Raw genomic sequence first — 11,194 nt, 5'->3', positions numbered from 1 at the left:
ACATAAGTTTTTTACCTCTTCTTCTAAATCTTCAACCTCTACCTCTTCTTCAGGTTGTCTTTCAAACGGAAGTTTAATTAAATTATCTTCACCCAATTTAATTTTTGCTTGATATTTTTCAGTTAGTTGATAGTAACCAATTTTTGGTTGTTCTATTATCTCTTTTTCTTTTAAATCTGTAAGAGCTGTTTTAATATTTGATTTTTCATTATTCTTAGTCTCTAATCCTCCATTAAGAATATGATATAGATACACCATCTCTATTAATTTCTCTCTTTTTAATGTACTATACTTTAATAATATAGCTGGTATTATTTCCTTTGCAATATTAGAAGTAAATTCTATATTTTTGTATAAATATTCTATTTTCATATCAAGTCTCCTTCAATTTCTTTGTAACAAAAAATACTTTATCTAATAATATAGTATACTTCATATTTAGTATATATGTCAATCTAATACTTATATTATAATAAAATTATTTAAATAAAAAAACTAGATTAAAATTTTAATCTAGTTTTTTATTTTTCTCTATTTTTTCTTAGATTTTTTTGTAGATTTCTTTTTTTCTTCCTGTTCTTTCGTATAATCATCTATTCTTTTATTAAAAGTTGAAGCTGGTTTAAAATTTACTCTATACTTTGTTTCAGTTATTAAAGACTCACCTGTTTTAGGATTTCTTCCAGCTCTTCCATTTAATATTCTTTTTTCAAAATTACCAAATTTTCTTAAAATTACAAGTTCATCTCTTTCCATTGCAACTCTCATTGTTTCCATAAAAAGTTCAACCTGCTGAGATGCTGTTGTAAAGTTCTCAATATTTCCTAACTCCTGATATAAAGCCACAAAATCCTTTTTTTTCATCATAACTATTTCCCCCCGTTAAATTATTTTTTTATTTGTTTATAAAATAGTATCATATTTTTAAAGAAAATAAAAGCTAAAAAATAATTTTTTTAAGGTTTATTTTTATTTTAATATAGGCCAATATTTAAGCTATCTTTTTTTTAATTTTTTGATTTTTTTTATATCTATTTTTTTTAATTTTAATAGATTTTTTTACCTAAAAAATTAAAATTATTCGTATAGAATCTATTTTTTTAATCAAAAAAATAAAAAGTATCTTTGTGTTAATATTTTAGTAATTTTTTATTTTTTCAATATAATTTTTAAAAATACTTTATTAAAGTTTTTTCATATGATAAAATATTAAATAATATTATATTGTAACGGAGGAAAAATATGATTGGAGCTTTTTTTGATATTGATGGAACTATTTATAGAAATTCTCTTCTGATTGAGCATTTCAAAAAAATGATAAAATATGAATTGATTGATCCTCTAGCTTATGAAGAAACTGTCAAAGAACCTTTTACTCTTTGGACTGAAAGAAAAGGGGACTATGACAAATATCTTTTATCTTTAACAGAGAGCTATGTCAATGCAATGAGAGGGATAGCTGAAAAAGATAATGATTTTGTATCAGATCAAGTTTTAAATTTAAGAGGAAATAGAGTTTATACTTACACTCGTGAAAGAATAAAATGGCACAAGGAACAAGGACATAAGGTTATTTTCATCTCTGGAAGTCCTGATTTTTTAGTTAAAAGAATGGCTAAAAAATTTGATGCTGATGATTACAAGGGATCTATCTACCATATTAAAGATGGTAAATTTTCTGGAGAAATTTCACCTATGTGGGATTCAAAAAATAAAATTAAAAGTCTAAACTATTTTTGTGAAAAATATAATTTAGACTTAAATAAAAGTTATGCCTATGGAGATACAAGCGGGGATTATTCTATGTTAAAATCTGTGGGAAATCCTATTGCTATCAATCCATCTAAAGAATTTCTTGAAAAATTGAGAAATGATAAAGATATATATGATAAGGTTCAAGTAATAATTGAAAGAAAAGATGTTATCTATAAAGTAGATTTAAATGTAGAAAATTTATTTAAATAAAAGGGAGATAATAAAAATGGAAGAATTTATGTTTTTAAAACCTAGAAAAATGAAACATCCTCAAAATGGAATGACTTTAGAATACTTAGAAAAACAAAGTGCCATTGCTGCTCTTTTAGTTTCTGAAGATGGAAAAAAAGGATATTTCGTAGAACAATTTAGACCTGGACTTAAAAAAAATTCTATTGAAGTTATAGCTGGACTTATAGATCCGGGAGAAATAGATATGGATGCTCTTTATAGAGAAGTTTCTGAAGAAGGAGGATACAATAAAGAAGATTATGATATCATATACATAGAAAAAAAACCTCTAGCTATATCTCCAGGATATACAGAGGAAAAATTAAGCCTATACATTTTAAAATTAAAAAATGGAGCCACTCAAAAATCTTTACACTTAGATGAAGGGGAAGAGTTAGAGGGAAAATGGTTTGATTTTAATGAGGTTTTAGAGAAGTCTGAAGACTTTAAAACTTTTTATCTTGTAAAAGTATATGAATTATTAAATTTTCAAAATAAATAAATATGTTAAAATTACCTGAAAGTTTAAAAAATATTAAAATAGATATAAAAAGAAAAAAAATAAAAAGTATCATTCTAAAAGTAAATAAAACCACAGAGGAACTTCAAATCTCTCTTCCAGAGGGAGTTCCTTTAACCTTAGTAGAAAATATGATAGTTCGAAAAGAAAAGTGGATAATAGACAGTCTTTCAAAAGTAAAAACTATTAAAAAAAATAGGCTTGAATACAAAACAGGGGAGATTTTAAATATATTTGAAAAAAAATTCTTACTTGTAATAACTGAAAGTGATAGAGATTCAATTCTTTTTAGAGATAATAAACTATATATATTTACAAAACATCCCAATGATAGAGATTATAAAAGAGATATTGTAAATTATTGGTATAGAGAACAGGGTAAGACTATCTTAGGAGAGATTTTAAAAAATTATCTTCAATTGACTAAAAAAAAGATTAATAAATTTACTATTAAAACTTTGAAAAGAAATTGGGGATCTTGTGAAGTTTACAAAAAAAATATAAACTTAAATAGTGAACTACTTAAACAAAGTAGAAAATTTGCTGAATATGTAGTTCTTCACGAAATAGCTCATTTAGAGCACCCTAACCATAGTAAAAATTTTTATAACTATGTGGCAAAATTTATGCCTGATTGGAAAGAAAGAAGTAAACTTGGAAGAATGGAAAATTAAAAAATGCTAGAGGAAAATTTCCTCTAGCATTTTTTATGAGCCTGTAAAAAAAATTCTGTAAATTAAATAAATCTAAAAAAGTTATATACACAAATCATTAAGATTACAACTAAAACAACTGAGAATATTTTATCTACACCCTTATTAGATAATTTTTTAGATATTGTACTTCCTAAGAATCCTCCAGCTATTCCACCCACTATCATAAATATTAATCCCATAGTATCATATGTAGGAACTGTTTTTGTAGCAAAAGTTGTAATTAAACTTGTTGTTTGTGAAAAGAAAATTATATATATTGAGTTTAATGAACAAGTTTTTGAATCCATATTGAAGAAATATGCTAATATTGCAATATTTATTGGTCCTCCACCTATTCCTAAAAATGCTGATATCATCCCTAAAGAAAATCCAATTATTGCTGCTACAATTAAGTTTTCAATATTTTTCATTTTTATCTTATCTTTATTTTTTATAAAGAAAAATACATAAACAGTCATTATAATAAGAATAACTGCTTGTCCAGCTCCAATTAAATTATCATTTTTTAAAACTTCTCTTGTCCATTGGAAAACTTGTTTTCCTATTATTCCACCAACTGCTGCTCCCAAAGCTAAAACTGTACTTTTAACCTTATCTAATTTTGCCCCACTATTTCTACTTTTTAAAAGTGAAACAATACTCATTGAAAAAACTGTACATCCAGACATAAAGTTAATTGTTGATATAGGTAAACCAGAAAAAGCATCATATAATGGCTTTATTATTATTCCTCCACCTATTCCACTTATTGCCCCTGTTGTTGTTGCTAATAGTGATACTATTAGATTAAATAAATTCTCCATCTCTTTCCCTTCCTTAATATTTTTTTATTCCCTTTGTATATTATATCACTTTTTTCAAATTTATGAATCACTTTTTTTCTATCAACAATATTCTATTTAAAATAAAAAACCTCTTTTATATCAACATAAAAAAGGTTTTCCATTTTGATGAATCTATTACTTATTTGCTGGGGCAATTACTTGCTTCATTTCTTTTTAACTTCTTGATTCGTGTCTTTCTTTCATTCTCTCTGTGCTTGATTTAGCTGACTCAGTAGCCATCTCAACTTTTAATTTTTCTATTTTTGTCCAATCAGGATTATCTTTTAATAACTCTTTTCTTATTTCAATTCTCTTTTCATCCATAAGAATTCTACTTTCGCTATCTTTGTAACCACCATTTCTGTAATTATTTTCGTGACAATATCCTCCTCTGTTATGATGATAATCCCCTCTTCTGTATGTGTCCTTTGAGAAAGCCATACTTCCTATTAAAGTCATCATTGCTGCTACTACCATAAATCTTTTCATATTTTACCTCCGCCATTTGTTTTTCCTTTGTAGTAAAATATTACCAGTTATTTATGACCTCAATATGTCAAAATAAAATATAAAGTTTTCATCTTTAAGTTTTATTCCACAAGGAATATTATTTAAATCCATTATCCTTTTTATAAGTGCTAATCCTAAACCATAGCCTTGGATTTTTAGTTCATTGGCATTTTCTCCCCTTGCAAAAGGTTCCCATAATTTTTCTACATCTTTTATTTTATTCTCTATCTTATTTTCAATACATATTTCATTTTCAAAACTATATATTTTTATTTTTTCTGAATCTTTTGAATATTTTAAAGCATTATGAATAATATTATCCATAGCTATTTTAAATATTTTTTTATCACAGATTAATCTTTCATTTTTTATTTTTATATCCCACTCAATATCTTTTTCAAGCTCTAAAATCTCATACTTTTCAATACTCTCTTTTATTAAATCCAAAAGATTTATTTTCTCTTTATTTAATTTTATTCCCGGAGAAGAAAGTCTTGAAATAATAAGCAGATTATTAACTAAGTCAGACATATTATTACTTTCTTTTAAAATAGCACTATAATATTTTTTTCTCTCTTCTTCAGTTTTTGCAACACCATTTGTTAAAGCTTGAGCATAAGTATTTATAACTGTTATTGGAGTTCTTAGTTCATGAGAGGCATTTGAAGAAAAAGATTTTATATTTTCTATTGAAGAATTTAAATCCTTTGACATAGTATTTATACTGTTGCTTAGCTCCTCTATCTCATCACCAGATTTTATATCTATTTTCTCTGAAAAATCCAAAACTGATATTTTTTTAGTAGCTTTATTTAATTTTTCTAAATTAGAAGTTATCTTTTTAGAAAATATCCTTCCTAAAATCATACTTATAAAAACAGATATTATAGTTGTCACTAAGTTAAATATATTCATCTCATGTTTATGAGCACTCATAACAGAAAGTGAGGTTCTTAAAACTAAATTTCTATTATCTGGTAAAGTCTCATTATATATTAAAAGTTTACTGTTGGTTCTTGCGATATTTGTAATATTAAACCCCTCTCTTATCTTTCCAACCTCTCCCTTTCTTCTCAAATGATTTTTCCCTCTGACTATTGAAATATCTATTCCCTCTTTGTCTTTTAAGTCCTCTCTATACTCTTCAAATTCATCTTTATATTTTTTTGAAATCAAAGTTTTTGTAGTTTCAGCTGCTATCCTCATACTTTCTTTTTTTCTATAAATATAAAATCTATCTAAGAAAAAAATATTTAAAATATAACCAACTACCACTGTAAAAAATACTATGAATATTGATAAGATAAAAATTTTCCTAAAAAAATTAATCTTAATCTTCATTATAAATATATCCCATCCCTCTTATTGTTCTTATATTTTCACTATAAATTCCCAATTTTTTTCTTATTCTTTTTACTAGGGTATCAACAACTCTATCATTTCCTTCAAAATCAAATCCCCATATTTCATTTAAAAGTTGTTCCCTTGTAAATATAATCCCTTTATTCCTTATTAAATATTCTAAAAATTGTATCTCTCTTCTTGTAAGTTCAACCTCTTCATTGGAGATTGTTAATTTTCCCCCTTTAAAGTCTATAAATAATTCTCCTTTTTTATAGCTACTATTCTCATCTATTTTTAAAAGTTTTTTTATTTTTACAATTAATATTTTTAAATTAAATGGTTTTGTAATATAGTCATCTGCTCCTATATTCAAACCTTTCAATTCATCTATTTCCGAATCTCTAGCTGTCATCATTATTATTGGGATATTTGACTCTTCTCTAATCTCTTGGCACACTTGCCAACCGTTTTTTTTAGGAAGATTGATGTCAAGTAAAATAAAATCAGGTTTTTTTTCATAGAATAGATCCATACCTATCTCTCCATTGCAAGCCTCAATTATTTCAAAATTTTCTTTTTCTAAACTATCCTTTAAAACTTGCAATAAATTTATTTCATCTTCTACTATAAGTATTTTTTTCCCCATAATTCCTCCAAATTTTATTTCAATTTTATAAGTTTTTCTAGCTCTTCTACATTATTAGCAAAAACTTCTCCACCTTTTTTTTGTAAAAATTCCTTATCTCTAAATCCCCAAAGAACAAGTATAGTTCTAACCTCTCCATTATTTCCTGTCTGTAAATCCACTTCAGAATCTCCAATATAAACTACTTCCTCTTTTGTTAAATTGAAATACTCTAAAACTTTATTTATTCCAGCTGGATTTGGTTTTAGAGGCATTTTTTTATTATCCCCAATAACTAAATCAACTGAATCACCAAAAAATTTATTAACTATTATATCAGCAGAATTTTGAGCCTTATTTGTAATAACAGCTATTTTATATCCCTCTTGGTGTAATCTTTCTATAAGTTCTTTTGTTCCTATGTATGGTCCTGTGTTTATCATTGAGTGATCCTTATAATACACTAGCATATCTTCATAACACTCATTTATTTTATTTTCATCAGTTCCACTTGGCACTGCTCTTTCTATAAGTTTTTTTATTCCATTTCCCACAAAACTTCTAATCTCTTCAATTGTTCTTTTTGGAAAGTTATTTTTTTCTAAAATATAATTAGTACTATCTGTCAAATCCTCTAAAGTATTCATAAGTGTCCCATCTAAATCAAATAATATCCCTTTTGTTTTCATATTTTTCTCCTTATTTTGTAAATTCTTCGTATGTTTCTTTATCTATTTTATTTTTTAATTCTACCCTGCATTTTATTGGTTTTTCTCCACTATACTCAACAATATCCCCCTGTCCTACATATACAAAAGGTTGAGTTATCCCATCTATCTTATTAAATTTTCTAATAAAGAAATGTAAAACTATCCCTCTTTCCCTATTTTTTATAAAATTTTGTCCAACCTCTGAATCTATACTTGTGCTTGTTTTAGTAAACCAAGTGAAGTGTCTTCTATCTATAATAGTATTATTAAATTTAAATTTCATCTCATCATCTTTTTCTAAATTTATAAAAAGGTAAAAAGTTTTTTTATCTTCACTCGGGTTTATCCCATTTCTATAAGAACTATGTAGTTTCCCGTAGTTACTTAATAGTGCCACCTCTCTCATAGAATAACTTTCATTTAATTTTAAAAATGGTATTCCATAATTTTTATTTCCAAATTTATTTATATACTCCCTTATTCCAAAAAGTATAGCCTCTTCTAAATATTTTTTTATCTCTTTATTCTCTAAACTTTTCTTAAATATCTCTGTCTTTCTTAAAATAAAATTTTCATTCTCTACTAACTTAGTTTTTCTTTTTTTATCACTGCTATCTAAAAAATCCCAAGATATATTTTTAAAAGAGTGAATTATAGTTTTCTCTTCAAAACTTTCTTGATATTTTCTTATCTCTCTTTTTAAATCCTCTATCCCTATCTCATCTTTTTCCAATAGTAATTTTATTATCAGTATCTCATATATTCTTTTTAATGGAAGATAACTTTCTACCTCTTCCATTATTTTTCTTTCACCTTCATCTGTCTTAAAAATATCCTCTCCGATAGATTTTAAAAAATTATAATAACTTTTATATTTTAAAATAAATTTATATATATTTGGAGCTCCCTCACAATCTATATAATCAAAATAACTTGGAATTCTTTTTAAATAATTTTTAAAATTATTATACTCCTCCTTTAAATACTTTAATGTGTTAAAATTTTCATTTTCTATTTGTTCTAGTATTCTCTCTTTTAAAATTTCGTCCATTCCAATATAGGCAGATTTTGAAAAAGATGAAAAATCTGATCTTATTTGATGATTTATATGATCCTTATCATAGGTTGTATTTCCTGATAAAGCTAGAGCTATTAAAAATATTTTTTTATGATTTCCTATGAAATCCAAAACAGTTACAAACTCTTTTTCCTTAGTTTTACGAAGTCCCCTTCCAAGTTGTTGTATAAAAACAATTGGAGAATTTGTAGGTCTAAGCATAAGAACCAAATTTATACTAGGTATATCTACACCCTCATTAAAAATATCAACGGTAAAAATGATTTTTAGATTATCCTCATTATCTTCCAACCTTTTTATTATTTCTTCTCTTTTTTCTGGACTGTCCTCACCAGTTAAAACCTCACTTACAACCCCTCTTTTATTAAATTCCTCACTCATAAATTTAGCATGATTTATATTGGCACAAAATCCTAGAGCTTTCATTTTATTTCCAGAGAAACCATAAAATTTAATTTTTTCTAAAATAAAATCAGTCCTTTTATTTATCATCAACCTTTTAGCAACTTCATCTATTTTATTTAAATCTACATCTGATAAATCCACTTCTTTTATATCTGTTATCCCAAAGTAATGGAAAGGGGATACCAAGTCGTTATCTAGGGCCTCTCTAAGCCTTATTTCCATCGGTATATTTCCTTCAAACACCTCATATATATTATAGCCATCACATCTCTCTGGAGTGGCTGTAAGCCCCAATAAAAACTTTGGACTAAAATAATCTAAAATCTTATTATAAGTTTCACTTCCTATATGGTGAGCCTCATCTATAACTATATAATCAAAATAATCTTTTTCAAATTTATCTAAATTTTTATGTAAAGTTTGGATTGTTGAAAAAATAAAATCTCTATCCAATTCTTTTTTATTCCCTGTATATTTTCCCAAAGTTTTTTCTTTTATTATCTTTTTAAAACTTATTTGGGCAGAGTTTAATATCTCCTCTCTATGAGCTACAAACAAAACTCTTTTAGGTTTAAACTCTCTTATATCAAAAACAGCTAAATATGTTTTTCCTGTCCCTGTGGCAGATATTCCTAGAGCTCTTTTCCCTCCATTCTCTCTAATTCTCTTTAGATTTTCAAGAGCTAGATTTTGCATATAATTTGGTTTTATCTCTCGTCCATTATTTCTATAATCATCCTTTATATAATTTGAATCATTAAATTTTAATGGATCATAGGGAAAAGATCTCTCCCAAATATAATTATATTCATTTAAAACTTCCTCTATCTCATTATCATCTTTTTCAAAAAAGATCTCATTATTCCATTCGATATTACTTTTAAGCCCACCAAAAGAGATATTAGAAGAACCAAGTAATATTTTTATTCCCTTCTCATTTTTAAAAATATATGTTTTTGGATGAAACCCTTGAATATCACCATCAAAAAATTTTAACTCTATATTTTTAAATTTTATTATCTTCTCCAAAGCTCTCTTTTCTGTAACATTCATATAGTTTGAAGTAAGGATTTTTCCTTTTATATTTTTTTCTTCGAGCTTTTTTAATATATCCAATAAAATTTGTATCCCTGAAAATCTTATAAAAGAAACTATAAATAAAAACTCATTACACTCTTCTAAAGATTTTTTTAAACTTTCAAGTATAGAATATGAATTATTCCCAATTAACTTAAATTTCATCTTATCTCCTAAATATTTTTTCTAGTTTTATTATATCAAAAAAAGAAATTTAATGCTTTTTATTTTTCTTAAGATTTTTTTATCAAATATTTGTTTGGGTTATACTTTTTCTTTACTCGTAAACTTTTTTATGATACAATTAAATTATTAAATTTACTAAAAAAATTTCATATAAATATTAATAATCGGGAGGAAATATGTTTATTTTTAACAATGGAAATATTATTAATCCAGAGACTGAACAAGTAATAAATGAAGATAATATTTTTATTAGTGCTTCACAAATATCTTTTGATTCTATTGATGATATAGTTGAAAATGTACTTAATAAAATAGAATTATATGTTCAAGCTGAAAATCAAAAACTATCTTCTAAATATTCAGAGGAGTTTGCGGAAAAAAAAGAGGAACTTCAATTAATTGAAACTGAGCTTAACAACGCTCCTTCTATTTCTGATGATGCTGTTGATAAAATTTCCCAAATAAAAGCAAAATTAAAATTAGCTTCTTATGAAACAAAAATTAAAAAATTAACTATTGAGATTGAAGAACTTCAGAAAAAAGAAGAGGAAGAATTAAAAGAAAAAACTTTTGAACTTAGAGATAGACTTGAAAAATATAGAAACTCTCTTCTTTCTTTAGTTGAATCTAGTGAGGCCTTAATTGAAAATAACTTAAAAGGTGAAAAAGATGACTTCGCAAAAGGAAATGGTCCAGCTATTTCTAGTGTTGCACATATGTCTCTTAGAAATCTTGCTTCTATATCTGTTGAACTATCTTTAGAGAAAAATTATGATAAAAAAATAAAAATCTTAACTGAAGATAAGTTTGCTTTTTCAAGAAGTTTTGATGCTATAAAAAATAAAGTTTCCTCTATTGAAAATCAATGGTTAGAGATTAAAAATTATTCTAATATTTATATGGATGAATATTCTATATTCTCAAAATTAACTGATAACATAATAGAAGTTCTTATGGAAAGAAAAGAGCACGCTGATGTTACTAGAAGAAAAAATGAAGAGGATAATCTTTATGTAGAAAGAGAAGAGTCTAAAAGAAGACTTATTGAGATTGATCAAATGTTAAGTGATCTTATAAAAGAAACTATCAAAATAAAATTATCTGAAAAAGATATAAAAATACCTGAATTCTTAGTTGGTTCTAAATTTTTTAAATAGTACTAATCATTCTATGATGAACCTATTGTATTAAATTATTAATTGTTAAGGATTGA

General features: G+C 25.5%; 12 protein-coding genes. 4 read left to right on the top strand and 8 right to left on the bottom strand.

All coding sequences use genetic code 11. The features are described 5' to 3' along the window. Together Q1J48_RS04270 and Q1J48_RS04265 are read right to left on the bottom strand one after the other, a co-directional pair. Positions 1 to 372 (bottom strand): hypothetical protein (locus Q1J48_RS04270; protein WP_300361488.1); only part of this gene is annotated, 372 nt, incomplete at its 3' end. A 159-nt stretch (positions 373 to 531) separates the two neighbouring features. Beyond that, the gene (locus Q1J48_RS04265) at positions 532 to 867 is read right to left on the bottom strand and encodes an HU family DNA-binding protein (protein WP_300329060.1); all 336 of its coding nucleotides are present in this window, start codon (positions 865 to 867) and stop codon (positions 532 to 534) included. Between the two features lie 375 nt (positions 868 to 1,242). Between Q1J48_RS04265 and Q1J48_RS04260 the strand changes: the two genes are divergently transcribed. The 3 genes from Q1J48_RS04260 to Q1J48_RS04250 are packed head-to-tail and all read left to right on the top strand — an operon-like array spanning position 1,243 to position 3,180. Continuing rightward, positions 1,243 to 1,965, top strand: a complete 723-nt coding sequence (locus tag Q1J48_RS04260; RefSeq protein ID WP_300329063.1) for an HAD family hydrolase — start codon at positions 1,243 to 1,245, stop codon at positions 1,963 to 1,965. Between the two features lie 16 nt (positions 1,966 to 1,981). After that, positions 1,982 to 2,488: an NUDIX domain-containing protein gene (locus Q1J48_RS04255; RefSeq protein ID WP_300361485.1), complete on the top strand. Its 507-nt coding sequence runs from the start codon at positions 1,982 to 1,984 to the stop codon at positions 2,486 to 2,488. A 2-nt stretch (positions 2,489 to 2,490) separates the two neighbouring features. After that, entirely contained in the window at positions 2,491 to 3,180 is a 690-nt protein-coding gene (locus Q1J48_RS04250; protein ID WP_300329067.1) for a M48 family metallopeptidase, read from the top strand. A gap of 62 nt (positions 3,181 to 3,242) precedes the next feature. Here Q1J48_RS04250 and Q1J48_RS04245 read toward each other — a convergent pair whose 3' ends face one another. The 6 genes from Q1J48_RS04245 to Q1J48_RS04220 all read right to left on the bottom strand — a co-directional run bounded on the left by Q1J48_RS04245 (position 3,243) and on the right by Q1J48_RS04220 (position 9,960). Further along, on the bottom strand, positions 3,243 to 4,025 hold the full coding sequence (locus Q1J48_RS04245) for a sulfite exporter TauE/SafE family protein (RefSeq protein ID WP_300329069.1): 783 nt from the start codon (positions 4,023 to 4,025) through the stop codon (positions 3,243 to 3,245). A 195-nt stretch (positions 4,026 to 4,220) separates the two neighbouring features. Continuing rightward, positions 4,221 to 4,535, bottom strand: a complete 315-nt coding sequence (locus Q1J48_RS04240) for a hypothetical protein (RefSeq protein WP_300361483.1) — start codon at positions 4,533 to 4,535, stop codon at positions 4,221 to 4,223. 51 nt (positions 4,536 to 4,586) lie between these two features. Beyond that, on the bottom strand, positions 4,587 to 5,897 hold the full coding sequence (locus Q1J48_RS04235; RefSeq protein WP_300329075.1) for a HAMP domain-containing sensor histidine kinase: 1,311 nt from the start codon (positions 5,895 to 5,897) through the stop codon (positions 4,587 to 4,589). Then, on the bottom strand, positions 5,887 to 6,546 hold the full coding sequence (locus tag Q1J48_RS04230; protein WP_300329078.1) for a response regulator transcription factor: 660 nt from the start codon (positions 6,544 to 6,546) through the stop codon (positions 5,887 to 5,889). Before Q1J48_RS04230 ends, Q1J48_RS04235 begins: the two co-directional genes overlap by 11 nt. Positions 6,547 to 6,560: 14 nt before the next feature. Further along, positions 6,561 to 7,214 (bottom strand): HAD family hydrolase, encoded by a 654-nt coding sequence (locus tag Q1J48_RS04225; RefSeq protein ID WP_300361481.1) that lies wholly within the window; start codon positions 7,212 to 7,214, stop codon positions 6,561 to 6,563. A gap of 10 nt (positions 7,215 to 7,224) precedes the next feature. Continuing rightward, on the bottom strand, positions 7,225 to 9,960 hold the full coding sequence (locus Q1J48_RS04220; RefSeq protein WP_300361479.1) for a DUF3427 domain-containing protein: 2,736 nt from the start codon (positions 9,958 to 9,960) through the stop codon (positions 7,225 to 7,227). Positions 9,961 to 10,157: 197 nt separating this feature from the next. Here Q1J48_RS04220 and Q1J48_RS04215 point away from each other — a divergent pair, with 197 nt between their 5' ends. Beyond that, positions 10,158 to 11,138, top strand: a complete 981-nt coding sequence (locus tag Q1J48_RS04215) for a hypothetical protein (protein WP_300361478.1) — start codon at positions 10,158 to 10,160, stop codon at positions 11,136 to 11,138. Positions 11,139 to 11,194 lie beyond the last annotated feature (56 nt).

It is taken from the genome of Fusobacterium sp., assembly GCF_029258315.1.
Classification (GTDB): domain Bacteria; phylum Fusobacteriota; class Fusobacteriia; order Fusobacteriales; family Fusobacteriaceae; genus Fusobacterium_B.
This window is presented reverse-complemented; position numbering and strand designations above follow the sequence as displayed.

Excerpts from the sequence above, each read along its gene's own strand:
- Q1J48_RS04235 (WP_300329075.1), bottom strand. The coding sequence starts at position 5,897 with ATGAAGATTAAGATTAATTTTTTTAGGAAAATTTTTATCTTATCAATA.
- Q1J48_RS04215 (WP_300361478.1), top strand. The coding sequence starts at position 10,158 with ATGTTTATTTTTAACAATGGAAATATTATTAATCCAGAGACTGAACAA.
- Q1J48_RS04255 (WP_300361485.1), top strand. The coding sequence starts at position 1,982 with ATGGAAGAATTTATGTTTTTAAAACCTAGAAAAATGAAACATCCTCAA.
- Q1J48_RS04265 (WP_300329060.1), bottom strand. The coding sequence starts at position 867 with ATGATGAAAAAAAAGGATTTTGTGGCTTTATATCAGGAGTTAGGAAAT.
- Q1J48_RS04220 (WP_300361479.1), bottom strand. The coding sequence starts at position 9,960 with ATGAAATTTAAGTTAATTGGGAATAATTCATATTCTATACTTGAAAGT.
- Q1J48_RS04240 (WP_300361483.1), bottom strand. The coding sequence starts at position 4,535 with ATGAAAAGATTTATGGTAGTAGCAGCAATGATGACTTTAATAGGAAGT.
- Q1J48_RS04245 (WP_300329069.1), bottom strand. The coding sequence starts at position 4,025 with ATGGAGAATTTATTTAATCTAATAGTATCACTATTAGCAACAACAACA.
- Q1J48_RS04260 (WP_300329063.1), top strand. The coding sequence starts at position 1,243 with ATGATTGGAGCTTTTTTTGATATTGATGGAACTATTTATAGAAATTCT.
- Q1J48_RS04250 (WP_300329067.1), top strand. The coding sequence starts at position 2,491 with ATGTTAAAATTACCTGAAAGTTTAAAAAATATTAAAATAGATATAAAA.
- Q1J48_RS04230 (WP_300329078.1), bottom strand. The coding sequence starts at position 6,546 with ATGGGGAAAAAAATACTTATAGTAGAAGATGAAATAAATTTATTGCAA.
- Q1J48_RS04225 (WP_300361481.1), bottom strand. The coding sequence starts at position 7,214 with ATGAAAACAAAAGGGATATTATTTGATTTAGATGGGACACTTATGAAT.